This window comes from Burkholderia sp. Ac-20384, assembly GCF_017104605.1.
GTDB lineage: Bacteria > Pseudomonadota > Gammaproteobacteria > Burkholderiales > Burkholderiaceae > Burkholderia > Burkholderia lata.
Genome location: NZ_JAAGPE010000001.1, coordinates 14,914 through 40,096 on the forward strand (window position 1 = coordinate 14,914; position 25,183 = coordinate 40,096).

A 25,183-nucleotide genomic window follows, 5' to 3' on the forward strand; every position below is an offset into this window, starting at 1 on the left:
GGCATCGCGACCGACGAGATCATTTCAAATTTCTCACCAAACCATGACTCGATTAACATCGATGACAGAAAAAATTAAACTCGCAGAAAATATCTTGTAATTATAAATATGACCTTCTAGCATCCCTCTGCGGTTCGTGACATGTCTTACATCAAAGTCTGTACTTGATGCATTCCTCGAACATCACCCACTTATAACCCGGGGGATTACATGAAGAAATTGTCTCGTCTGCTGTCCATCTCCGCGATTACCGTCGCGAGTCTCAGTGCTTTTGCCCAGGCCGGCGACCCGTCGGCTACGGTCGACAAGGCACTGCAACTGATCCAGCAGAACCCGTCTGCCTTCAGCCTTGCCGTTGGCGGCGCAGCACGCACGTTGAAGTTCGCAGGGCCGCAGGCAAGCGCGCCGGCGGACGGCGATCAGTTCCAGGTACGCGACGTGATCGTCGACCCCGACGGCACCGAGCACGTGCGCTTCGACCGCTTCTACGCGGGCCTGCCCGTGATCGGGGGCGACGTTGTCGTCCATTCGAGCAACGGGCAGTTGAAGCAGGCGAGCGTGACCCAGCTCGCACCGATCAATCTCGCCGGGAACATCGGCAAGGTCGGCGACCGCTCGGTGGTACGCAACGCACCCGACGTCGGCGCTGCCCGGGTCAAGCGCATCGCAGCCGCGCGTTTCAATTCGGACGTGCGCCGCGTCGATGACGCTGAACTCGTCGTGTTCGCACGCGACGTCACGCCGACGCTGGCCTACGCGGTACGCGTCTACGGCAAGGCGACCGATGCGCACGGCGATGCCGTGCTGTACTACGTCGATGCGCGTAACGGCACCGTGCTCGACGCGCAGGACCTGATCAAGACCGCCGCCGCAACGGGCACCGGCCGCTCGCTGTACTACGGCAACCTGACGCTCACCACGGACCAGACGGGCACGAACGCGTACCGGATGCTCGATCCGAGCCGCGGCTCGGGCTCGGTCTACGACGGCCGCGGCCTGACCTCGGACGACGTCGAACAGGCGACCGACCTGCCGATCTTCACGAGCAGCACGAACGTGTGGGGCAACAATACGACGACCGACCGGCAGACGGTCGCCGCCGACATCGACTATGGTCTCGCGCTCACTTGGGACTACTACAAGACGATGCACAACCGCAACGGCATCTTCAACGACGGCCGCGGCGTGAAGAGCTATGCACACGTCGTGTTCAACACCGGCAGCGGCACGACCGGCGCGAATGCGGCATGGCTGAATTCGCACGTGATGGTGTACGGTGACGGCCAACCCGGCACCAGCCTGCCGAAACCGGTCGTGTCGGTCGACGTCGCCGGACACGAGATGAGTCACGGCGTGACCGAGGCCACGGCCAACCTGAACTATTCGGGCGACGCGGGTGGCTTGAACGAGTCGACGTCCGATATTTTCGGCACGCTCGTGAAGTACTACGCCAACAATCCGAACGATCCCGGCAACTACGTGATCGGTGCGCGCGTGGTGAGCGGCGGCCTGCGCAAGATGTACAAGCAGGATCTCGACGGCCGGTCGTTCAGCTGCTACCCGTCCGGCGGATTCTCGTGGTCGAATCCGCGCCACGACCCGCACCTCACGTCGGGTGTCGGCAACCGCCTGTTCTACCTGCTCGCAGAAGGCCCGACGGTGCCGTCGACCGATACCGGCCTGACGAAGGCGCAACTGGTCTGTAACGGCGACACGACCTTCAGCGGCGTGGGCCGCGAGAAGGCCGGCAAGATCTGGTACCGGACGCTGACCGTGTATCTGAACGCCAACTCCAGCTACCCGAACGCACGTCGTGCATCGATCCAGGCGGCCAACGACCTGTACGGTGCGAATTCGGCCGAAAGCACGGCGGTCGCGCGTGCCTGGAGTGCCGTCGGGGTGAATTGACGGCGCCTGGGTGAGTGCGTTGAACGCCCGGAGATCGCGTGGCGGACCTTCGCTTCGGAGAAGTGCGAGCCGATCGAAGCCACGCGGTGCCCGGGCGAACGACGGGCAGAGGTTGATCGACCGCCTGCGGTTGCAGGCGGTCGATTTTCTTGCATCCGGATTTCATCACGCCCGCCGTCTATTGCGCTGATCTCGCCGCGCCTCACCTCGCCACCGGTCGAACCGTTCGCCGGAATGCACGTGCCCGTCTGACCGATCACTTTCCGATCCGTCCACCGCCATCCAATGTCGCCCCCGGTTGTCGGGTAAACCTCGACAGCGGCATGCCGTTGCCCGCACGAAATCGCCGTTCGCGAATCGCCCATGCGCCGAACGCGACTTGGCGCACGTGTGCCGGGCCTTTACCCTTGGTGAAGCATTCGCAGTATCGCCGCGACATCGAATTTGGGAAGCCAGGAAGAGGGAGACGAGGAGGGCATCATGACGGAAGCCATGTCTGGCGGCTACCTGGACCGATTCGTGATCGGTGCGACTTACCGGCACCCGATTCAGCATACGCTCACCGAGGCCTGCAACCTGCTGTTCAGCACGCTGACGCATAACGCAGAGCCGTTGTATCTCGATGTCGAGCACGGCGGATCGTCCCCGTACCACGCACGGGTGGCAAACAGCACGTTCGTATTGTGCGTGGCCAGCGGTGCGCACGCATACGAACTGAATCAGACCATTCGCTCCATCGGACTGGGTTGCACGGACGTCCGATTCGTCCGGCCCGTTTTCGTCGGCGATACGATCTGGGCAGAAAGCGAGACCGTGGACCGGTGCGATGCGGGTCGCGAAGGCGCCGTGATCGAGTTCGAATGTCGTGTCTACAATCAGCGCAACGAGCTGGTTATCAAGTTTCGGAGCCAATGGTCGATGTCGACGCCCGCATTGCCGCTCCAGTGACGAACGCCGGCGCGTGGCGGCCGATCCCGCACGACCGGCTGCGAACACGCGACTCGCGAGCAGGCCGTGCGCGTTGATGCTACCGTGTGCACCTGACATCCGTGGAAAGTCGCCCGTCGTCACGCTGCCGATCCGATGCATCGGCCGTGCAACCGGTGATCAGGAAAGACGGCTTCAACTGTTCGTTTCCCGGACAGGATTCCCATAAAAACGTGCATCCCCGACAAGCGACGGGTCAACCTGCGCCATCGTGGAGCGAGCACAGTGCCGTGTCGCCGCCAGTCGATCGCTGCCGCGAGCGTACGATCGGGCGACCGGACGGAAGGAGACATCATGAGTGCGTTGAGCGTGCACGGTTTGACCCGCCGGGTCGACCTCTTTACGTTGCGCCTGTTTCTCACGGTCGTGGAGGAACGCCAGATCCGGCGTGCCGCGACGCGGGAGAACATCGCGCCATCCGCCGCGACGAAGCGGGTCCAGGACCTCGAGGACATTGCCGGCGTGCAATTGCTCGAACGCATTCCGAACGGGGTCGTTCCGAATGCGGCAGGTGAAGTGCTTGCACGCTACCTGCGGCAGATGTTCGAAAACTTCGAGGACATGCGGCGCGAGCTCTCCGAATTTTCGGCGGGTGTGCGCGGACACGTCAGCGTTGCGTCGACGGGTGCCAGCGTCGTCCAGTATCTGGGGCGCGAATTCGGCGAGTTCGCACGCAGTTTTCCGCAGGTCGAACTCGAGCTGAAGCAGGAGCCCAACACGAACCTCGTGCGAGCGGTGATGACGGGCGACGTCGATCTGTGCGTGTACGTGGTGAGCGCCGACGTCGACGACTCGCAGCTGGATACGCTGCCTTATCGTACCGACAGCTTCGTCGCCGTCGTGCCACGCAATCATCCGCTCGCCGAGCAACGCACGGTGAAAACCCTCGATCTCGTTCGCGAGCCGTTCATCGCGCAACCGGTCAATACGACGCTGATGTTCAAGGTCAATGAAGCCGCGCATGCGCTCGGGGAGACGATTCGCGCCAGGTTTACCGTGTCGGGCGCCGACGTCGCACTGAGTCTCGTACAGGCGGGCCTTGGCGTGACGGTGCTCCCGGAATGCATGGTCCCGATGGACAGCCACGAACGGTGTGCGGTCCTGCACATCCAGGAGCCGTGGGCCGAGCGGGTGCTGCGGGTCGGTACCCGAAAAGGCAAGGCCACGACTTCGGCCACGCGCGCGCTGATCGACCAGCTTACCGGGCGGCCGAAGGCCGCGCCGTCGTCCGGCCCGCTGGTCGATTGATCGATAGGCGGGGTGCGGCCGTATCGCGCCGCGCGCGCAGCGCTTCGTTTCCCCGACTCCCACACCACCTTTCCGGTGCTCCGCCGCATGGCCGCCGACCTCGGGCGTCTCATCGCGGGCGGCACCGCGTCCTCCGTCATCCTGACTGGTTCCAGACACCGCATGGGCCGCTGCGCCCGACGTTCGTGAACGGCGAACGGCGGCCTCGCAATTCGTGATTTGAAGATGCGGCGTGCGCCTCATAGCATTGATGGCGCCACCGATGCAACGCACACCGTGCGAATGCGCGGCGGCCGCCGGCGGCCCGGACCACGAGCCATGCTGAATGAAAAAAGGAAAGGCACTGCGACCTTCCAGACACGGAGACAAAGGAACCATGCGTCAATTCGATTTGCAGGCGGTGATCGACGAAGCCCGATTCGGTCGATTCCACGCCGTCGTGCTTTGCTGGTGCATCCTGATCATGATTCTCGACGGGTACGACCTCGCGATCGTCGGCATTTCGCTGCCGCTGATCATGAAGGCGATGCACATTTCACCCGTCACGGCCGGCGTGATCGCCAGTTCGAGCCTGTTCGGCATGATGGTCGGCAGCATTCTGCTGGGCAGCATCGCCGACCGTATCGGGCGACGCCCGGCGATCGTGCTGTGCGTGCTGCTCTTCAGCGTATTCAGCGCGGCGGCCGGCGCAGTCTCGAGCGCCGTCGCGTTTTGCGCGTTGCGGTTCCTCGCGGGACTGGGCCTCGGCGGTATCGCACCCACGTGCGCCGCGCAGATGACGGAGTATTCGCCGCGGCGCATGCGCAGCATGCTCGTGTCGCTGATGTTCGCGGGCTACTCGGGCGGCGGCGTGCTGGCGGCGTTGCTCGGCAAGACCCTGTTGGAAAACTACGGGTGGCGGTCGATCTATTACGCGGCGGCCGTGCCGATCGTGCTGGTTCCGGTGATCTGGCGCACGTTGCCCGAATCGCTGTCGTTCCTGGTGCTCAAGGGCCGTGACGCGGACGTGCGCCGGATCGCGCAACGGCTGATGCCCGGCCAGGTTCCCCGGCCGGGCGACCGCTTCGCGATGCCGAAGGAGGAGGCCGGCCCGACGAGGCTGCTTGGCGCGCTCTTCAGCGAAGGGCGTGCGTTCAGCACGCTGATGTTCTGGGTGACCTGCATCACCAATCTCTTCATGGTCTACGGGCTGAGTTCGTGGCTGACCAAGCTGATGGCGTCCGCCGGCTACAGCCTCGGCTCGGCGCTGACGTTCGTGATGGCGATGAATCTCGGCGCGGTGGTCGGCGCGATCGGCGGCGGCTGGCTGGCCGATCGCCTCAATATCCAGCGCGTGCTGATCGGCATGTACCTGGTCGCGGCCGTCTCGATCGCGCTGCTCGGCTACAACGCGCCCACCGCGGTTCTCTACGCGGTCGTGACCGTTGCCGGCGCCTGCACGATCGGCACGCAGATCGTGGTCTACGCCTACGCGGGCCAGTTCTACCCGACCAACGTGCGCTCGACCGGCGTAGGCTGGGCCGCGGGGATCGGGCGCCTCGGTGCGATGTTCGGCCCGATCCTCATCGGGGTGATCGTGGGGCTCGCGCTTCCGCTGCGCTTCAACTTCTATGCGATGGCGATTCCCGCGGTGATCGGCGCACTCGCCGTCGCGCTGGTCAACGACCGGTTGTCCGACCGCGTCAGGAGCGGTGCGGCGCAGGGTCGCGCCGGCGAGCTGGGCGCCGTCGGCGAAGGCAGCGCCTAGCGTACGGTGCGTATGCAGAGGCGCAGCGATGTTGCAGGGAATCAGTACGCCGAAGATCCAGTGAAGTCGACAATCAAACCAATCGAACGGGAGTTTCAAATGAATCGCATGAAAGGCAAGACGGTCATCATTACAGGCGCCGCGAGCGGCATGGGCGCGGCCGGGGCCGGATTGCTCGCGCGCGAGGGCGCCAACGTGCTGGTGACCGACATCCGCGCCGACGGCGCGGCGCAGGTGGCCGCCGGGATTCGCGAACAGGGGCTGAGCGCCGAACACTGCGGCCTCGACGTCACCGATGCGGCGCAATGGCAGGCAGCCGTCGACAAGGCACTCGCGGCGTGGGGGCGAGTCGACGTGCTCGTCAACAACGCCGGGTTGCCCGGCACGCCGGATACCTGGGAGCAGGCGACACTCGAAAGCCTGAACAAGCTGATCGAGCTGAATCTCAACGGCCAGTTCCTGGGGATCAAGACGGTCATTCCGGCGATGGAGCGCACCGGCGGCGGATCGATCGTCAACATGTCGTCGATCGCCGGCATGATCGCGTTTCCGGGTCTCCACCCGGGCTACGGCGCATCGAAGGGCGCGAACCGGCTGCTTTCCAAGTGTGCCGCCATCGATCTGGCCGGCCGCGGGATTCGCGTGAACTCGGTTCATCCGGGCGTGATCCGCACACCGCAGAGCGAATACCTGTTCGACGATCCGGACGTCATCAAGGTCATCCACTCGAAGATTCCGCTGGCGCGCGCGGGGCGGCCCGAGGAAGTCGCGAACGTGGTGCTGTTCCTGGCCAGCGACGAATCGTCGTACATGACCGGTGCCGAACTCGTCGTCGATGGCGGCTTTACCGCGCTCTGACGCAAACCGTCGACGGCACGCTCGACCGAGGGCATCGCGCTAACCCATGCGCGATGCCCTCGGTGCTTCCGGGTTTCAGATGACCTGCCGCGAGCGCAGCGCTGCGACTTCGTCGCCGTCCATCTGCAGCCACGCCTCGAGCACGGCCTGCGTGTGCTGGCCCAGTTGCGGCGGCAGACCGGCTTCGGGTTCCGGCACGTCCGACATCTTGATCGGGTTGCCGGCGACCTGGATCGGCCCCCAGACCGGGTCGTCGAGTGTCATCAGCATGTCGCGGGCGGCAACGTGCGGGCAGTCGAACAGGTCGGCGACATCGTTCACCACCGAGGCCGGCACGCCACCGTCACGCAACATCCGGACGGCGTCCGCGCGGGTCCGTGCGGCCAGCCATGCATCGATGTGGCTGTTGAGCACGTCGCCATTGGCACGGCGGGAGATGCCGTCGACAAAGCGCGGATCGTCGGGCAGTTCCGGCCGGCCGATCACGTCGCAGAAGCGTCGCCAGATATGCTCGCCGAGCACGGCGATGACGATATAGCCGTCGTTCGCGCGATACGTGCCGAACGGCGCGGTGACCGCATGCACGCCCGGCGGCGTGGGCTGGCGCAGCGCGGAATACATCGCGACCGAGATCTCGTTCTGGATCAGCGACGCATCGTAGAGCGAAATGTCGACCTTCTTGCCGCGGCCGGTGCGCTGGCGCTGATAGAGCGCCAGCAGCGCGCCCTGCATCGCGAGGATGCCGCCTTGCAGATCGGCCAGCGAAAAGCCGAGATAGGTCGGACGATCGCCGGTGCGCTCGGGCCGGTACATCAGCCCGCTCATCGCCTGCCCGACGATGTCGAACGCCGGGTAATCCGTATACGGGCTGGGCTTCACGTCGGTGTGGCCGAACCCGGAGATCGCGACGTAGATCAGGCGCGGATTGTGTTCGCGCAACACGTCGTAGCCGATGCCGAGCCGATCCATGACGCCGGGGCGCAGGTTTTCCACGACGATATCGGCTTCGCGCGCCAGCTCGATGAAGATCCGCTTGCCGTCGGGATGCTTCAGGTCGAGCGTGACGCTCTTCTTGTTGCGGTTCGAGCGCAGAAACGACAGGCCGTGCGCGACGCCGTGCGCGTCGGTCTTGACGGGGCTCGTGCTGCGGGAAAAATCTCCGCCTTCGCGCGATTCAACCTTGACCACTTCCGCGCCGGCGTCGGCGAGCCACATCGACGCATAGGGGCCCGCAATGAAATTCTCGATGGCGAGTACCCGTACGCCGTCCAGCGGCCGGTCGACGGTGTTCGCCTGCGTGTTGTCGGTTGCGTTCATTGCAGGCCCCCCTCGGCGCGCAGCGCATCGATTTCGCGAGCGTCGATGCCCCAGTCGCGCAATGCATCCGTCGTATGGGTGCCGGGTGCGGGTGCACCGCCGCGCAGCGTCGGCTTTGTCCGGCTGAAACGGGGCGCCGGCCCCGGCTGCACGATGCCGTCGACTTCGACGAACGTGCCGCGGGCGACGTTGTGCGGGTGATGCGGCGCTTCGGCGAGCGACAGCACGGGGGCCAGGCAGACGTCGGTGCCGGCCGCGAGCGCGCACCATTCGTCACGCGTCTTCGTGGCGAACACCCGAGTGAAATGCTCGCGCAGGACGGGCCAGCCTTGGCGGTCGTGCTGATCGGGGAGCGGCGTATCGGAGAGGCCCAGCAGCGTGAGCGTTTCGCGATAGAAGCGCGGCTCGTTGGACGCGAGCGACACGTAGCGATCGTCGCGCGTGCGGTAGACGCTGTACCACGGCGTGCCCGAATCGAGCCGGTTGTCGCCGCGCCGGTCGCTCCATGCGCCGGCTGCGTACATGCCGTAGATCAGCGTCATCAGATGCGCGGAGCCGTCGACCATCGACGCATCGACTACCTGTCCGGTGCCGGAGCGCGCGGCTTCCAGCATCGCGCAGACCATGCCGAACGCGAGATACATCGCGCCGCCGCCGAAATCGCCGACCAGGTTGAGCGGCGGCACCGGCGGCCCGTCGCGTTCGCCGATCGTGTGCAACGCGCCGCTCAGCGAGATGTAGTTCATGTCGTGCCCGGGCGCCTGCGCAAGCGGGCCGTCCTGGCCCCAGCCGGTCATGCGACCGTAGACGAGGCGCGGATTGTGCGCCAGCAGGTCGTCGGGGCCCAGGCCGAGCCGCTCGGCCACGCCGGGGCGAAAGCCTTCGAGCGCCGCGTCGGCGGATGCGGTGAGCCGCTTGACCAGCTCGACGGCCTGCGGCCGCTTCAGGTCGATCGCCACCGAGCGGCGGCCGCGGTTGAGCAGATTGAAGCGGTGATCCATGTGCACGCCGCTGTCCGACGGCACGATGCGGTCGAGGCGCAGCACGTCGGCGCCCATGTCCGCCAACAGCATCGCGCAGAACGGGCCCGGCCCGATTCCGCCGAGTTCGATGATTTTCAGACCGGCAAGCGGTCCGGCTCCTGCGTTGTCTTTCAAGATTGTCTCCCGGTGTGATTCTGTCGCGCAGCCGTCCGGCCCGGAGCGTGCCGGCCCGGATGCGGGCCATGCGGAAATACTAGAAGCGCGCGATGAGCGCCTCAAGTGACGATTCGTGAGCGCACGAGTTCCGGAATACGAACGCGTCGCGATGGCATCGCGACGCGACGATTCGTGCATCGTGAATCGCGGATTCGCGAGTCACGACTTGAGCGTTGCCGGACGCGATGACTACCATCTTCGTTACTACGTCGCATGCATCGGGCCACGGATCGAACGAATCAGGCGCAGGCGGTCGCAGGGTGCTTCACTGCATTATGCGAACAATTAGAAATACAAATGATTGAAAAAGCATGGAGGGTGAAACGCATTGTTTCGGATCATTGGCGTCGCCTGCTGCGCGAAAGCGGGGCGCTTTCCACGCATGTTGGCGTGACGAACACCTGCGGCCGGTCGGCGCCCGGCCTGACCATCGACGACGCGTTACAAGCACGCGACAGACGCGACGGCCTGTGCTTCAACAGCAAGATCGCTCACCAGTTCCATCGCAAGGCCGCATCGAGCGGCCGACGCAACCGACGCTGCACGCAACAGGGACGAGGATCGTCCCGTCGATGACGCGCAGCGAAACATCAAGAACCATCATTAACGGAGACAGTCAGTGACCGCTCATTCCATGAAGTCAGAATCCGAACATCCCGGCCTGGCCGCGGCGCTTGCGTGGTGCCGCTCCGGCGCCAAGCAGCACTTCATCGACGGCAAGTGGGTGCCGGCCGCGTCCGGCAGGACGATGGAGACGTTGAACCCGGCGACGGCGGACGTGCTCGCACACATCGCCGAAGGCGACAAGGCGGACGTCGACCTTGCGGTGGCCGCCGCGCGGCGCGCGTTCGAATCGTCGGGCTGGCGCGACATGTCTCCGCATGCGCGCACCGCCGTGCTGCTGCGCCTTGCAGACGCGATCGAGCAACACGCGGACGAACTGGCCGCACTCGAGACGCTCGATAACGGGATGCCGGCCTGGTTCAGCGCGGCGGTGGTGAAGATGACCGTCGACACGTTCCGTTACTACGCGGGCTGGCCGACGAAGATTCTCGGCACGACCGTGCCGACCGACCCGTCGGCCTTCATTTACACGCTGCGCGAGCCAATCGGGGTCTGCGGCCAGATCAACCCATGGAACGTGCCGCTGCTGCTGGCCGGCGTCAAGTTCGGGCCGGCGCTCGCATGCGGCAACACGATCGTCGCGAAGCCGTCGGAACTCGCGTCGTTGACCTGTCTGCGGCTCGTCGAGATTTTTCACGAAGCGGGGTTGCCGCCGGGCGTGATGAACGTGGTAACCGGCTATGGGCAGACGGTCGGCGCGGCGATCTCCGAGCATCCGGGTATCGACAAGGTCGCGTTTACCGGCTCGACCGCAATCGGCAAGCAGATCCTGCTCGCGTCGGCCGGCAACCTGAAGCGCGTGACGCTCGAGCTTGGCGGGAAAAGCCCGCATATCGTGTTTCCGGATGCCGATCTCGACAAGGCGCTGGCTGCCGCGGTCAACGGCTTCACGCGCAATTCCGGGCAGATCTGCTCGTCCGGCACGCGCCTGTTCGTTCATCGCAGCATTCACGATGAATTCGCGAACGAAGTGGCGAAGCTCGCCGCGAGCCTGAAAGTCGGCAACCCGTTCGACGCCGATACGAAACTCGGCCCGCTGATTTCGTCGAAGCAGCGCGATCGCGTGATGTCGTACGTGGACGCAGGCAACGACGAAGGCGCGACGTTGCTGACCGGTGGCCGGCAAGCGTGCGATGCCGGTTACTACGTCGAGCCGACGGTGTTCTCCGGTGTAAGCAACGCAATGAGGATCGCGCAGGAGGAGATCTTCGGCCCGGTCGTCTGCGTGATTCCGTTCGATACCGAAGAAGACGTGATCGCGCAGGGCAACGATTCCACTTACGGGCTCGCCGGCGGCATCTGGACGCGCGACATCGGCCGGGCGCACCGGATCGCGGCGGCGTTGAAGGGTGGCCGGATCTGGATCAACACGTTCGGCGAAACCGATCCGGTGATGCCGTTCGGTGGCTACAAGCAGTCGGGGCTTGGCCGCGAGTTCGGCGCGGAGTCGATCCAGACCTACACGGAAGCGAAGTCGGTGATGCTCCGGTATTGATCTGACGCGGGCCGGTCGGAATCCTGAGCGATATCGGCAGCGGCCCGCGCTCTTTTGCCTGCTCGAACTTGTGCGAAAGCCCCGCATCAAGTACGTGCGAACACGTCGAAAAGAGGGCTATCCACCGGATGCGCGTTCGCCGCATCCGCCATCACGTCCCGCTCGAAACGCGGTACCTCCGGCACGTGCGTACACATGCCCGACGCAACGATTCGCGCAATGCGAATCGCGGGTTCGCGAGTGAAAACTTGAGTGCGGCCGGTGCGCACGACTAGCATTGAATCAAAGCAATGCCAGGTCAAACCGGAGACGTGAATGGAAACTGCATGGCAGGTGTACGACGTGGCGTGGCGCCCCGAACCGGAGGCGGCACGCGCCAGTACCCTGGCTGCGTTCATGCGGTACGTCGGCATCGAGCAGGCCGATCCGGCCGGGTACCAGCAATTGCTGGAATTCGCCGAGACTCGTCCCGATGACTACTGGAACGCGCTGATCCGGCACATGGACCTGCGTTTCTATCAGCCTTACGAATCGGTGGTCGATACGCGCGACGGCATCGAGTGGGCGAAGTGGTGTGTCGGCGGCACGACCAATGCGGTGCTGAATTGCCTGGACCGCTATCGCGGCACCGCACGTGACCGGCAGGAGGCCGTGGTCTGGGAAGGCGAGGACGGCACCGTGCGCCGCTGGACGTACGCCGAGCTCGACGCGCAGACGAGCCGCCTCGCGGCCGGGTTGCGCCAGCTCGGCTGCCAGCGCGGCGACGTCATCGCGCTCTACCTGCCGATGGTGCCCGAGGCCGTGGCGGGCATGCTGGCGATCTCGAAGATCGGCGCGATCGTGCTGCCGCTGTTTTCCGGATTCGGCGCGCAGGCCGTCGCGAGCCGCCTGCAGGATGCGGGCGCGGTGGCGGTGCTGACGGCCGATGCGAGCACGCGTCGCGGCAAGGTGACGCCGATGAAGCAGACGATCGATGCGGCGCGCGCGGACGTGCCGACGCTGAAGCACGTCGTCGTGCTGCGCAACCGCGGCACCGACACCGAATGGGATGCACGGGTCGATCACGGGTGGGATGACCTGATCGACGGCCAGCCGATCGACGCGCCGACCACCGAAATGCCGGCCGACGCGCCGATGATGCTGATGTACACGTCCGGCACGACCGGCAAGCCGAAAGGAACCGTTCATTCGCACTGCGGATTGATCACGAAGCTCGCGCTGGACATGGGGCTGTGCGCGGACATGCGCGCCGGCGACCGGTTGATGTGGCTGAGCGACATGGGCTGGCTGGTCGGGCCGATGCTGATCTACGGCACCACGTTGCTCGGCGGCACCATCGTGATGGCCGAGGGCGCGCACGATTTCCCCGACTCCGGGCGGTTCTGGCGGCTGATGGATCAGCATCGCGTGAGCGTGCTCGGCATCGCGCCGACGATCGTGCGCAGCTTCATGCAGGCGGGCGGTGCGGGTATCGAGAACTACGATCTTTCCGCGCTGCGGATCGCGCTGTCGACCGGCGAGGCGTGGACGGTCGATGCGTGGCGCTGGATGTTCGACAAGGTGTGCGGCGGCAGCCGGCCGATCATCAATTATTCGGGCGGCACGGAAGTGGGCGGCGGCATCGTCACCGGCACTGTGATCCATCCGTTGAAGCCGTGCGCATTTGCAGGCCCGATTCCGGGCATGGGTGCCGATGTCGTCGACGACGCGGGCCGGTCGGTCGGGCCGGGCGGGACCGGCGAGCTCGCGTTGCGCGCGCCGTCGATCGGCCTCACGCGCGGGTTGTGGCACGACAACGAACGCTATCTGGCCAGCTACTGGGGCACGACATCCGGAATGTGGCGGCATGGCGATCGCGCCGCGATCGACGCGGACGGGTTCTGGTATGTGCTCGGCCGCGCCGACGATACGCTGAAAGTCGCCGGCAAGCGCACCGGGCCCGCCGAGATCGAGACGCTCGTGATGGCGACGGGGCGCGTCGCCGAAGCGGCGGCGATCGGCGTGCCCGACCGCGTCAAGGGCGAGACCGTCGCGCTCGTGGTCACGTTGATGCCGGGTGTGACGGCCGGTGCGGACGTCGAGAACGCGTTGAGCGCGGCCGTCGTGTCGGGGCTCGGCACCGCGTTTCGGCCGGCGCTCGTGCTGTTCGTCGACGATCTGCCCAAGACCCGCAACATGAAGATCATGCGCCGCGCGGTGCGTGCCGCATGCCTCGGGCTGCCGCCCGGCGACCTGTCTTCGCTGGCCAACCCCGAGACGCTGGATGCGATCGCGGCGGCGGCAAGCCGGCACGGCATTTCAAAGATGACGGACAGCAGATGAGCGAACGCGACGACGACCTCATCCTGCCGAACCCTCGTTGCGTCGCAACGACCACGACTGATCGGTCGAACGTGACGAGCGCCATGCGTTCCGCACCGGCGGCGCCCTTGGCGCATGCAACCGCCAACACGTGGAACGCGGTGAGTTCGACTGCATACGACACCGACGAATCGCAAGCACGCGTGCGCGTTTTCCGAGACGCGTCAGCCGGATTTCCATCGCCGCACGGAGCGACGCAGAAGCAACGCCGTTGCGACGTCCCGAATCACTTTTTTTTCGCATGAACCAGGCAACCAGGAGACAAATGTGACTACGAATGCCATGAGGCCGGCCCGATCGCTGCTGTTCGTGCCGGGCAACAAGCCGGACTGGATCGAGAAATCGATTACCGCGAAAGCGGACGCGCTGATTCTCGATCTCGAAGACAGCGTCCCCGTGCCGCTGAAGGTCGAGGCCCGCGCGGTCGTCCGCTCGAAGCTGGCGTGGCTCGCCGAACAGCAGCAGCGCGTGTATGTGCGGATCAACCGCAGCCCGTACCTGTACGACTTCGACGACATCCTCGCGGTGGTCGGGCCGCACGTGGAGGGGATCGTGATCTCGAAGCCCGTCGGGCCGGAGGACATCGACTGCGTGTCGATGATGCTCACCGAGGCGGAATTCCGCAACGGCGCGGCGCTCGGCTCGACACGCGTGATACCGCTGCTGGAGACCGCGCGTTCGCTGCAGTTCGCGTATGAAATCGCGTCGCGCGAGCGCGTCGGCGCGATCGTCGGCGCAACCGCGAAGAACGCGGACGTCGCACGTGCACTCGGCTACGTGTGGACGCCGGACGGCCGCGAAAGCCTGTACTTCAAGTCGCGCGCGGTGATGGCCGCGCGTGCGGCCGGCAAGCATGCGATCGGCGGTGTGTGGCAGCAGGTCAAGGATCTCGACGGGCTGCGCAAGTCGTCGCTGCTCGACCGCAATCTCGGCATGTCCGGCGAGCTCGCGCTGCATCCGTCGAACGTCGCGACGATCAACGACGTGTACAGCCCGTCGCCCGACGAAGTCGCGTACTACGAAGGCATGATCGCCGCGCTCGACGAGGCGCAGGCCGGCGGCCGCGCATCGTGCATCTACGACGGCGAACACATCGACATCGCCCACGTCAAGACCGCGCACGAGATCGTCGCGCGGGCGAAATCCCTCAATCACTGACTGAACAAGGAACCAGACAAATGCCCGGACTCTATTTCGAAGACTGCCGTGAAGGCCTCGTGGTCGAACACGCGATCCGCCGCACCGTGACGGAAACCGACAACGTGCTGTTCTCCGCGATGACGTACAACTGCGCGCCGCTGCACATCGATGCCGAGTACAGCAAGGGCTCGATCTACGGGCAGCGGCTCGTCAACAGCATGTTCCTGCTGGCGCTCGTCGCGGGCATCACCGTGTATGAAACGACGCTCGGCACGACGCTCGGCAACCTCGGTTTCCAGGAAATCAAGTTTCCGAAGCCGACCTTCCACGGCGACACGATTCGCGTGCGGACCGAGATCGTCAGCGCGCGGCTGTCGAAAAGCCGCAGCGACTCGGGCATCGTCGTGTTCCGCCACGTCGCGCTGAACCAGCGCGACGAGGAAGTCTGCACGGCGGTGCGCACCGGCCTGATGATGCTGCGCCCGAAGTAAGCGCACGGCTTCGCGCGCGGCAGACGCGTGTCGCGTTTGCCGCGCAGCCGGGAAGGAACGTGAAGCGAATGCGGCCGGCGGCGGCCGCGCGCCGTTCACGCGCATCGCGCAGAAGTGACGGCACGACAGCGGCGCGCACATGCGTTGCACGACGAGGTGGACGCGGCAGGCATGGGGTTGCCGATCCGCTTCTCGGCCACGCTTTCGCAGTTCGACCGGCCGGTGATGGCGCTGGCGCCGGGCGACGCGAACGACGAGATCGATAGCCGCCTGCTCGTGCTCGATGCGTGCGAGATCGCAGAGGGCGGGATTGGCGCGTAATCTAGGGCGACCGAACGGCCATGCGCGACGATCGCCGTCGGCTCATCCCGCTTCATTCAATCGAAACGAGGTTCTCATGAGACAAGCAGTGATCTGCGAACCGGTGCGCACGCCGGTGGGGCGCTACGGCGGCGTGTTCAAGGACATTCCGGCCGCGACGCTGGCCGAGACGGTGATCCGCGAGCTGGTGCGGCGCACGGCGCTGGACCCCGCGCGGATCGACGACGTGATTTTCGGCCAGTGCTACCCCAACGGCGAGGCGCCGGCGATCGGGCGCGTCGCGAGCCTCGACGCGGGCCTCGGCATTCGCGTGCCCGGGTTGCAGCTCGACCGCCGGTGCGGATCGGGCCTGCAGGCGGTGATCGACGCGGCGATGCGCGTGCAGACCGGCGCGGCCGACCTGGTGCTCGCCGGCGGCGCCGAGAGCATGAGCCAGGCGGAGCACTACATGCTCGGCGCACGCTGGGGCGGCCTGCGCGGCGATTCGTCGCCGATGTGGGACCGCATCGCACGCGGGCGCATCACGTCCGGCGGCCGCCATCATCCGGTCGAAGGCGGGATGCTCGAGACCGCCGAGAACCTGCGACGCGAATACGGGATCACGCGCGACGCGCAGGACGCGCTCGCGTACCGGTCGCACAGCCGCGCGATCGCCGCGCACGAATCCGGCCGTTTTGGCGACGAGATCGTGCCGGTGCAGGTGAAGACGAAAGGCGGCACTACGTTGGTCGATCGCGACGAGCATCCGCGCGCGGACGTGACGATGGAAAGCCTGGCGGCGCTGCGCCCGGTCCGGCAGAAGGTCGACGCGGAATCGACGGTGACGGCCGGCAATGCGAGCGGACAGAACGACGGTGCGGCCGTCTGCATCGTGACGACGCCGGAGCAGGCGGCTGAACTCGGCCTGCGCCCGCTGGCGCGCCTCGTCACGTGGGCGGTTGCGGGCGTCGAGCCGGAGCGGATGGGGATTGGCCCCGTGCCCGCGACCGAGCTCGCATTGCGGCGCGCGGGCCTCGCGCTGAAGGACCTCGACCTGATCGAGCTGAACGAGGCGTTCGCGGCCCAGGTGCTCGCCTGTACGGCGGGCATGGGATTCGACGCCGGCGATTATGAGCGGCTGAACGTCAACGGTTCCGGCATTTCGCTCGGCCATCCGGTCGGCGCGACCGGCGTGCGGATTCTCGCGACGATGCTGCGCGAACTCGATCGCCGCGCGGGGCGCTACGGGCTGGAGACGATGTGCATCGGCGGCGGCCAGGGGCTCGCGGCGGTATTCGAGCGCGTTGCCGCGTAACGGCAATCATCCGGTTCGCGAAAGGAGAACACGCGCTTCGCGGATGACGATTTGAATGTTTGACATGCGGCTTATACGATCCGAAAGCAGTTTGTTGGTTGAATAAAATGCAGAAACGCTTGCGCAACATCGCCTTTATTAAAAATTGAATAATCCAAAGGAGACGTAAAGTGATTTCAGATATTGATCGACTGGTTGCCATTGAAGATATCAAGACGCTTCAGTACAAATTTTTCAGGGCGGTCGATTACGAAAAAGACAAGATCGCGGGGCTGCTCACGCACGATGTCAGGATTTCGTTCTCGGACGAAACACCGGCGGAAGCCGTGAAACTGACGCAACCTGTGGTACTGAACGGGCCGGATACGTTCGTGTCATTCCTCAAGCAGTTCGTCGGCGCAGAGCGCTCGGTTCACCTCGGACTCATGCCGCAGATCGAGTTCGACAGTGCCGACAAGGCGAATGGCATCTGGTGGATTCAGGGCGTAGGCACGGATCCCAAAGCGCGCGGCCTGAAGATCGACCTGGGTTTTGAAACGATGGAATGCGACTATGTTCGCGTCGACGGCAAGTGGTTGATCTCGAGCCTCTCGGCTCGAATTCAGGTACACATGTGACCGGTTGAATCCGTCACCCGGAGCGTACGTTGGCGAGTGCCCGTGCACAGGTCGTCGCGGCAGAAGGGCACGTTGCGGTGGACCAGATTCAACGCTTCCGGGTGCCCGGTGGAGGTTGCGAGACCCGTCACCCGCGTCGAACGTCACGTCGAGCCGTTCTACGAGATGGACGTCGGCGCATGGCCGTTATCGTTCCCGCGTCGGCGCCCCGTAGAGACCGGGACGCCGGCTGACGTTACCAGTCCTGCGATTTCGATCGAGTCATACGCAAAATCGGGCGCGGCCAGTAGTATGTCCGCGCCCCGTGATCGTTCCAGTCAGGAACAATCGATTCGATCAGAACGCTTTGCTGAAAAACAGCAGCAAGCCATTTGCCTTGGCCGTGTTTCTCGCCCAGATTCCAAATTGAGCCTTGAGTTTGACGCTCGCGCCCCATTCCGGGATGCTGTACGCGATTACCGGGCCGGCCACCGCAATGCCAAAGCGGTCTCCGGGTACGATCTGGCCGTTTTGTCGATCCTCGGTGACCTGGCGAGCATAATAACCGGCAACGCCAATCTGCCAGCGCCCGATTATTTCACTGATCGCGGCGTCGATATCGATGACCAGCCCGTTGTTGTAATTCGTCGTCGGGTTTCTGCCCGCAATATCAAAGAAGACATGCCCGTCGAGTTCCAGGCCATCACCCAGGCGGTTGGGGCCGGTCAGGTAGGTGAGCGCGAAATTCGGGATGTAGTAGAACGTGTTCTGACCCGTCGAAACAATCCGCCTGGAATCGTAGGTACCTGCCGCGAGCATCATCGAGTACGCCAGTTTGACCGTCAGCCCTCTCACCGGATTGTCTCCGACATGGGTGCTCCACATCAGGATGTCGGAGTAGACGTCATTGAATCCCCGCCATGACTCGTATCGGTCGTTGAGCTTGACCCGCCCGATGCCGCCGCCGTCCGCGACCATCGTACCCAGCGTTCCCCCAAACAACTTGAACGGATAGATGTAAAGAAGCGCGAATTCGCTCAGGCCGCTCGACGTTGAGAAATCGGCAATGGAATTCTGGCCGCCATTCCCCATGAGCGAATAGGATTTCACGTAACCGACAACCAGCCCCCCGTAAAATCCGGCTTTGTCCGGCAAGACTGCATTCTGTATGTCGGTTCCTCCGACCGGCCCTCCGTACGCAACACCTTGCGCTGAAAAAGCTTCGGACGAAATCAGGCACGCCAGCAGGCTGGCTGAAAGTAGCTTCCACATCACTTGTCTCCGTTTGATTCTTCTCGACTTCTTGTTTGGGTCGGTTTGATATGCTTTCGGCGGTGAAGTGCGGATTGGTGATTATCTATTTATTGTGTTGGTCTCCGGATTGATTTGATTTTTTGGATATTTTGATCACGGATATGAGTGTTTGATTTTCGTGATCAAGTCGGAGGAGGCGGACTTCCTCCTTCTAGGTGGACTTCTGTCGTGTTCATTTTTCGTCCGGATGGTCGTCGATCCGGAGTTCGCATGGTCAGCGAGTCTGTCTGAGGGACGGCTTGTGAAATATCGACGAGCGTGAGGGCGCGATTGATTGCCCGGCACAACATTGACGTTGCTCGATCCAGGTAGTCGCCAGTCTGACTGTGTCGCTTGAGTCTCTTCGTGTCGGGCCAGTCCAGACCGGGCCCGCACGAGGTATTTCGGCGCGCGGCCGATAGTGAAGTGCCGGACCGCGTTGTCGCCGGTCCGGCATTTTCAGTGCTGCCGATCAGGCGAATTCGACTCGGCCACGTGAGTCCTTGAGCGTCGCCACCGTTTCATCGACCAGGCGGCGCAGCACGTCGCCGGCCGGCGGCACGTCGCGGATCAGGCTCGAACCCTGGCCTGCCGGCAGCGGCTGATGATCCTTCAGGTCCGCCTCCACCGATGCGAAGCGAACCGGCCCGATGGCGACGCGCTGCTCGGGATACGGCAGCATTTCGTCCTCGTGGCCTTCCCACACCTCGGTGTAGCGGTTCTTGAGCTGGCGCACGTACAGGCCGTCGAACAGCAGCGAACGAATGGTCTGGTCGTAGCCGGCGTCGACGATCGACTGCTTGTAGTTCGGGCCGACCGTCGCCTCCTGGCTGCCGATGAAGCGCGTCCCGACCCACACGCCCTGCGCGCCCTGGGTCAGCACGGCGGCGATCTGCGAGCCCGTCACGATGCCGCCGGCCGCAACCACCGGCACCGGCGAAAACTCGAGCACTTCCGCGAGCAGGGTGATCAGGCCGACGTCACCGGTATGGCCGCCGCCTTCGGTGCCTTGCACGACGACGACGTCGGTGCCGGCCTTGATCGCGGCCTTCGCATGCCGGGCCGAGCCGACCATGCTGACGACCTTGATGCCGCGCGCGTGGCATTCATCGACCACCCACGCCGGCGTGCCCAGCGCGCACGCGATGACCTCGACCTTGTGCTTGAAACAGATCTCCAGCTTGGTTTTCGCGTCCTCGATGCCCATCGCCTGGTCGTCGACGGGCTTCACCTCGATGCCGAGCGCCTCGATTTCCTTTTGCAGTTGAACGATCGGCGACGGCAGGTTCTCGATCTTGATCGACGCGAGGTTCTTGGGCGCGCGCAGCGGAAAGCCGATATCGACGCACAGCGGCTTGTCGGTCAGGCTGCGTACGAGCTTGATTTCCTGTTCGACGCGCTCGGGCGTCGGCGAGATCGCGGCGATCGTGCCGAGGCCGCCGGCCTTCGACACGGCGGCGGCCAGCGGGCCGAACGCCACGCCGCCCATGCCGGCCTGGAGAATCGGGTATTCGATGTTGAGCAGTTCGCACAACGGGGTTTTCAGTCTGGACAAGTCTGCCTCCTGTTTTGATGGATGTTCGACGACCGTTCGATCGCGCCGCGCGACGGTTGCCGCCCGCGTGCCGGGGTGGCGTCGTCGTCGCGGAGAAGCCCGGTTGCGCGATGCGTGCAGGCGTGCGGGTTTCGGTGAATTCAATGTAACAAGGGCTCCGGGCAGGTTCAAATCGCAAGTCGCGACGGCAGCGTTCGCGCTTTCCGAACGCATCGGCCGCGCCCTGTCACGGCCGGCAAACGGAGCCAACCAACGCAGCCAACCAACGCAGCCGGCCTGTTCGCGGATGCCGAATGCCGCGTTCGCCGAATACCAGTTGCACCGCGTATCGCGGTCCAACACACTCGATAGCGACAGAAACAAACCGATTGCGCGTGCTGTCGTTGCGCGCCCGTCGAGCATCGAGGAGGACATCAGGATGGACCTGCGTTACACCGCGGCGGAACACGCATTCCGCGAAGAAGTGCGCGCGTTCGTCGACGCGAACTTGCCGAACGATATCCGGGACAAGGTCCTGGGGCACCGCCGCGTCGAGAAGGACGATTACGTGCGATGGCACCGGATCCTGAACGCCCACGGCTGGGGGGCGCCCGCATGGCCGAAGGAGCACGGCGGAACCGGCTGGAGCCCGCTGCAGCGCCTCATCTTCGAGATCGAGTCGTTCAAGCTCGGCGCACCGCGCCTGCTGCCGTTCGGTCTGCTGATGATCGGGCCGGTGCTGATGAAATACGCGTCGCCGCAGATGCAGGCGCGGTTTCTGCCGCGCATTCCGGACATGGACGACTTCTGGTGCCAGGGCTATTCCGAGCCGGGCGCGGGCAGCGATCTCGCATCGCTGAAGACGCGTGCGGTGCGCAAGGGCGACAAGTACGTGGTCACCGGCCAGAAGACCTGGACGACGATGGCGCATTTCGCCGACTGGCTCTTCTGCCTGGTCCGCACCGATCCGGACGCGAAACCGCAGGAAGGCATCTCGCTGCTGCTGATCGACATGAAGTCGCCCGGCGTGACCGTGCGCCCGATCGTGACGCTCGACGGCGGCCACGACGTCAACGAGACCTGGCTCGAGGAGGTCGAGGTGCCGGTCGAGAACCTGGTCGGCGATGAGAACAAGGGCTGGACGTACGCGAAGTATCTGCTCGGGCACGAGCGCACGGGCATCGCGGGCATCGGCCACTGCTACCGCGAGCTGCGCCAGCTCAAGCACTACGCGCAGGTCACGCCGGACGGCAAAGGCGGCGTCATGATCGACGACGTCCGGATGCGCGACAAGATCGCGCGGATCGAGATGGACGTGATGGCGCTCGAGATGCTGCTGCTGCGCGTCGCCACGCAGGGTGCCGGCAAGGCGCCGGGGCCGGAAGCGTCGATCCTGAAGATTCGCGGCTCCGAGATCCAGCAGGACATCGCGATGCTGCAGCAGGAGGTGGCCGGGCCGCACGGCTGGCCGTACTCGCCGGACTGGCTGCTCGACGGCGCCATTCAGCCGGTGAGCGGGCCGGACTGGGCCGCGCCCGCGGCATCGACGTACTTCGACATGCGCAAGATCTCGATCTTCGGCGGCGCGACGGAGGTTCAGAAGAACATCATCTCGAAGATGATTCTCGGTTTCTAAGGAGCAGGCATGGACTTTACCTACAGCGAAGAGCAGCAGATGATGGCCGACAGCCTGCGCCGGTTCGTGGAGACCGAGTATGCGTTCGAGCGGCGCCGCAAGCGCTCGCGCGAAGCCGGCGCGTTCGATCGCGCGGTATGGTCGTCGCTCGGCGAACTGGGCGTGCTGGGGCTCACGATCGACGCCGACCATGGCGGCTTCGGCGAAGGGCCGGCGAGCCGCCTCGTCGTGCAGCGCGAACTCGGCCGTGGGCTCGCACTCGAGCCGGTGGTGCCGTCGGCGGTGGTAGCGGGTGCGGTGTTCGGCCGGTACGGCAGCGACGCGCAGAAGCAGGCATGGCTGCCGGCCATCGCGAGCGGCGACAGGATCGTCGCAATGCCGTATCTCGAGCGCGACTCGCGCTATCAGCCGGAAAACGTGCAGACGTCAGCGGAACGCAGCGGCACCGGCTACGTGATCACCGGCCGGAAAGCGCTCGTGTGGCATGGCGAGGTGGCCGACGCGCTGCTCGTGACCGCGCGCATGGCGGGCTCGGGCGACATCGGGTTGTTCGTGGTGCCGCGCGACGCCGCTGGCGTGACGGTGACGGGCTATCCGACGATGGACGGCTTGCGTGCGGCGGATATCGCGCTCGACGGCGTGACCGTCGCTGCCGACGCGTTGATCGAAGGCGGCCTCGACGCGCTGCAGCACGGCATCGACCACGGCATCGCGGCGCTGTGTGCCGAGGCAGCGGGCGCGATGGAGCGGCTGATCGAGATCACCGCCGAGTATCTGCGCACGCGCCAGCAGTTCGGCAAGCCGCTCGGCGCGTTCCAGGCGTTGCAGCACCGGATGGCCGACATGCTGATCCAGAAGGAGATCGCGCTGTCGATGGCCTACGTCGCGGCCCAGGCGCTCGACGAAACCGGGGCGGACGAACGTACGCGCAAGATCGCGGCCGCGAAGGTGATGGTGGCGAAAGCCGGGCGCTATGTCGGCCAGCAGGCCGTGCAGCTTCACGGCGGGATGGGGATGACCGACGAGCTCGAGGTCGGCGACTATTTCAAGCGACTGGCGATGTTCGATCCGCTGTTCGGCGACAGTGACTACCAGATGGCCCGCGACACGGCGGCGATGGCGTAGCGAGGCCGGCGCCGGCGCCGGCACGCGTCCGAAGCGCGGCCTGGCTCGCCGGCGCCCGGTCTCAAGGCACGAACGGCACGTCGCGAAGCGCGGCGGCGAGCTCGGCCGCGGCCAGCTTGAGCGGCGGCGCGATCCGGTTCCTGATCGCGTCGATGTCGGGATGCAGATCCACCGCGCCGCAGCTCAGGGCCATCGGCGTCGCGTAGCATCCGACGCTGATCGGCAACGCGATGCCGTACACGTCATGTTGAAACTCGCCGATCGACGTGCAGACGCCGGTCGAATCGAGTTCGTCGAATGCGGCGTCAAAACTGGCCTTCAACGCGGGCGCACGAGCGTCCGCCGCGTTCAGCAAGCGCGCGACATAGTCGTTGCGCGCGTCTTCCGGCAGCCCCCACAGCCAGGCCTTGCCGATCGACGTCGTGCTCATCGGCAGCAGCGACCCGACGCCGAGCTGCAGCGTCGAATTCCGCACGCTGTAGCAATGGGCGACGTACAGCATTTCAAGCCGGTGCGGCACGGCGAGCGCGACCGCCGCGCCGAGCGTGTCGGCCAGCCGTTGCATGAGCGGCTGCGCCAGCCGCGTGACGGGATTGGTTTCCAGGTAGGTGTGACCGATGCCGAAGATGCCGGCCGCCAGCTCGAAGCGGGGGCCGCCCGCCACACGGCGGATGAATCCCAGTTGAATCAGCGTGGAGGTCAGGCGTGACACGACCGAGCGCGACAGGCCGGTTCGCTGTACCAGGTCACCGTTCGTCAGCGCGATGCGCTCCGCATGAAATGCATTGAGCACTTGCATCCCGCGTTCGAGCGTCATCGTCGTTTTTTCGGCTTCGTGAGGCATGGCGGCACCTGCAGTCGTATGGGGCGGCGAGTAGGGTCAGCGGCGCGCGGGCAGGCGTTCCTGCAATACGCGGGCACATGCGACGAGCCGCGATCCGAGTTCCCGCTCGACGGCCGCCTGCGCAACCCGCGCAGTGCGGCCGACGCAGCACAGCACGAGGGGCGGGCGGCCGGGCAGTGTCAGCGGCGCGGCCACGCAGGTCAGCTCGGGCTCCCATTCGCCATGCAGCATGCAGAAGCCGAGTTCATGCACTTGCGCGATCTTGTCGTTCATCCGGTGACGAATGGCCGGCGGCCACGTGGCGCCGGCATGGCGCTCCACCTGGGTCCGCAGATACTCCCGTTCGTCTTCCGGGAGCGCCGCCAGCAACGCCCAGCCCATCATCGAATACGCGATCGGCACGTGCATGCCGGGCGACAGCTGCAATTCCAGCAGCGAGCGGCGGTTGACGTGCGTTTCCAGCAGGATCACATCGAGTCGATCACGTGTGCCGAGCAGGACGTACGTATCCGTCGCCTCGGCGAATGCCCGCATTTCGATGCTGGCGAGCCGCAGCATCTCGGGGTCGGCGATCGCGGCATAGCCCAAGGCCAGCGAAGCCGATGCCAGCGAATACCGTTTGCTCCTGTCGTCGCGATGCAGGTAGCCGAGCGTCACCAGCGAGCGCAGCAGACGCAGCACGGTCGGTGCGGGAATGCCGGTCGCGTCCGCGATTTCCTGGTTGCCGAGCGACGGCTTGTCCGGCGTAAACGCGGAAAGAATCGACAAGCCGCGCGCGACCGGCGCCACGACGACGGTGCCATCGGCCTGATTGCTGCCCGATGTGCGGGGCCACGCCAGATCAATTCCATAGGGTCCGCTGAGGGACTTCTTGCCCGCGTGCCGGGGCAGCGATCTTTCGGGTTGCATCGTGGTGTCGAGTCGATGGTTGAGTGGCGCGTCGGATCGTGCGTCGCAGGCGCGAGATTGCCGAGGCAAACCGCGCGCATCGGTCATGCCGATCCGGTCGACAAGAATGGGGGCTCCCGTGCTTTGAAATTCTACTGCACCGGATTTGTGCTGTCTGCCGCGCGAACTTTCAAAGCACGGGAAGGCGTGGCGCTCGCGATTGTCGGGCAGGGGAGGCAGGTCTCCAATGGTGTCCGCACGGGATGACAACATTGGA

The 25,183-nt window shown here is 65.1% G+C and carries 22 protein-coding genes; 16 read left to right on the forward strand and 6 right to left on the reverse strand.

The features are described 5' to 3' along the window. Positions 1-210: 210 nt before the first annotated feature. From G3O00_RS00060 to G3O00_RS00080, 5 genes are all read left to right on the forward strand, one after another. A complete protein-coding gene (locus G3O00_RS00060; RefSeq protein ID WP_206141593.1) occupies positions 211-1,908 on the forward strand; it encodes a M4 family metallopeptidase in 1,698 nt (565 codons plus the stop codon). Positions 1,909-2,388: 480 nt separating this feature from the next. Continuing rightward, positions 2,389-2,856 carry a MaoC family dehydratase gene (locus G3O00_RS00065; protein WP_174930291.1) on the forward strand — a complete coding sequence of 156 codons (468 nt, stop codon included), beginning with the start codon at positions 2,389-2,391 and terminating at the stop codon, positions 2,854-2,856. Between the two features lie 333 nt (positions 2,857-3,189). Continuing rightward, the gene (locus G3O00_RS00070; RefSeq protein ID WP_206141594.1) at positions 3,190-4,143 is read left to right on the forward strand and encodes a LysR family transcriptional regulator; all 954 of its coding nucleotides are present in this window, start codon (positions 3,190-3,192) and stop codon (positions 4,141-4,143) included. Between the two features lie 376 nt (positions 4,144-4,519). Next, on the forward strand, positions 4,520-5,890 hold the full coding sequence (locus G3O00_RS00075; protein WP_206141595.1) for an MFS transporter: 1,371 nt from the start codon (positions 4,520-4,522) through the stop codon (positions 5,888-5,890). A 99-nt stretch (positions 5,891-5,989) separates the two neighbouring features. Continuing rightward, complete coding sequence (locus G3O00_RS00080; RefSeq protein WP_174930288.1) at positions 5,990-6,748, forward strand: glucose 1-dehydrogenase; 759 nt, start codon at positions 5,990-5,992, stop codon at positions 6,746-6,748. A gap of 75 nt (positions 6,749-6,823) precedes the next feature. Here the strand turns inward: G3O00_RS00080 and G3O00_RS00085 are convergent, their stop codons facing one another. Both G3O00_RS00085 and G3O00_RS00090 read right to left on the reverse strand, forming a co-directional pair. Continuing rightward, positions 6,824-8,065, reverse strand: coding sequence for a CoA transferase (locus G3O00_RS00085; RefSeq protein WP_011349846.1), 1,242 nt, complete (start codon positions 8,063-8,065; stop codon positions 6,824-6,826). Further along, complete coding sequence (locus tag G3O00_RS00090) at positions 8,062-9,222, reverse strand: CaiB/BaiF CoA-transferase family protein (RefSeq protein WP_206141596.1); 1,161 nt, start codon at positions 9,220-9,222, stop codon at positions 8,062-8,064. The genes G3O00_RS00085 and G3O00_RS00090 overlap by 4 nt, the downstream gene beginning before the upstream one ends. A 339-nt stretch (positions 9,223-9,561) precedes the next feature. Here G3O00_RS00090 and G3O00_RS00095 point away from each other — a divergent pair, with 339 nt between their 5' ends. The 9 genes from G3O00_RS00095 to G3O00_RS00135 all read left to right on the forward strand — a co-directional run bounded on the left by G3O00_RS00095 (position 9,562) and on the right by G3O00_RS00135 (position 17,607). After that, positions 9,562-9,840 carry a hypothetical protein gene (locus tag G3O00_RS00095; protein WP_206141597.1) on the forward strand — a complete coding sequence of 93 codons (279 nt, stop codon included), beginning with the start codon at positions 9,562-9,564 and terminating at the stop codon, positions 9,838-9,840. Between the two features lie 58 nt (positions 9,841-9,898). Then, a complete protein-coding gene (locus tag G3O00_RS00100; protein WP_174930285.1) occupies positions 9,899-11,383 on the forward strand; it encodes an aldehyde dehydrogenase family protein in 1,485 nt (494 codons plus the stop codon). A 315-nt stretch (positions 11,384-11,698) separates the two neighbouring features. Next, on the forward strand, positions 11,699-13,705 hold the full coding sequence (locus G3O00_RS00105; RefSeq protein ID WP_206141598.1) for an AMP-binding protein: 2,007 nt from the start codon (positions 11,699-11,701) through the stop codon (positions 13,703-13,705). Further along, a complete protein-coding gene (locus G3O00_RS00110) occupies positions 13,702-13,989 on the forward strand; it encodes a hypothetical protein (protein WP_206141599.1) in 288 nt (95 codons plus the stop codon). The genes G3O00_RS00105 and G3O00_RS00110 overlap by 4 nt, the downstream gene beginning before the upstream one ends. Before the next feature lie 37 nt (positions 13,990-14,026). Further along, a complete protein-coding gene (locus tag G3O00_RS00115; protein WP_174930348.1) occupies positions 14,027-14,902 on the forward strand; it encodes a CoA ester lyase in 876 nt (291 codons plus the stop codon). A 20-nt stretch (positions 14,903-14,922) separates the two neighbouring features. Further along, a complete protein-coding gene (locus G3O00_RS00120) occupies positions 14,923-15,375 on the forward strand; it encodes a MaoC family dehydratase (protein WP_011349840.1) in 453 nt (150 codons plus the stop codon). Positions 15,376-15,489: 114 nt separating this feature from the next. Next, positions 15,490-15,696, forward strand: a complete 207-nt coding sequence (locus G3O00_RS00125) for a hypothetical protein (RefSeq protein WP_174930283.1) — start codon at positions 15,490-15,492, stop codon at positions 15,694-15,696. Between the two features lie 76 nt (positions 15,697-15,772). Continuing rightward, entirely contained in the window at positions 15,773-16,990 is a 1,218-nt protein-coding gene (locus G3O00_RS00130) for an acetyl-CoA C-acetyltransferase (protein WP_206141600.1), read from the forward strand. Between the two features lie 170 nt (positions 16,991-17,160). Further along, a complete protein-coding gene (locus G3O00_RS00135) occupies positions 17,161-17,607 on the forward strand; it encodes a nuclear transport factor 2 family protein (protein WP_206141601.1) in 447 nt (148 codons plus the stop codon). 336 nt (positions 17,608-17,943) lie between these two features. On the opposite strand, the gene G3O00_RS00140 is transcribed toward G3O00_RS00135, so the two are convergent. Both G3O00_RS00140 and G3O00_RS00145 read right to left on the reverse strand, forming a co-directional pair. Then, positions 17,944-18,858, reverse strand: coding sequence for a transporter (locus G3O00_RS00140; protein WP_206141602.1), 915 nt, complete (start codon positions 18,856-18,858; stop codon positions 17,944-17,946). A 493-nt stretch (positions 18,859-19,351) separates the two neighbouring features. Beyond that, positions 19,352-20,848, reverse strand: a complete 1,497-nt coding sequence (locus G3O00_RS00145) for a nitronate monooxygenase (protein ID WP_346778944.1) — start codon at positions 20,846-20,848, stop codon at positions 19,352-19,354. Positions 20,849-20,852: 4 nt separating this feature from the next. Between G3O00_RS00145 and G3O00_RS00150 the strand changes: the two genes are divergently transcribed. Together G3O00_RS00150 and G3O00_RS00155 are read left to right on the forward strand one after the other, a co-directional pair. Then, complete coding sequence (locus G3O00_RS00150) at positions 20,853-22,049, forward strand: acyl-CoA dehydrogenase family protein (protein ID WP_206141604.1); 1,197 nt, start codon at positions 20,853-20,855, stop codon at positions 22,047-22,049. Positions 22,050-22,058: 9 nt separating this feature from the next. Continuing rightward, entirely contained in the window at positions 22,059-23,174 is a 1,116-nt protein-coding gene (locus G3O00_RS00155) for an acyl-CoA dehydrogenase (protein ID WP_206141605.1), read from the forward strand. 61 nt (positions 23,175-23,235) lie between these two features. Here G3O00_RS00155 and G3O00_RS00160 read toward each other — a convergent pair whose 3' ends face one another. Both G3O00_RS00160 and G3O00_RS00165 read right to left on the reverse strand, forming a co-directional pair. Continuing rightward, positions 23,236-24,018 (reverse strand): IclR family transcriptional regulator, encoded by a 783-nt coding sequence (locus tag G3O00_RS00160; protein WP_206141606.1) that lies wholly within the window; start codon positions 24,016-24,018, stop codon positions 23,236-23,238. A gap of 36 nt (positions 24,019-24,054) precedes the next feature. Beyond that, positions 24,055-25,179: an IclR family transcriptional regulator gene (locus G3O00_RS00165; protein ID WP_241024853.1), complete on the reverse strand. Its 1,125-nt coding sequence runs from the start codon at positions 25,177-25,179 to the stop codon at positions 24,055-24,057. Positions 25,180-25,183 lie beyond the last annotated feature (4 nt).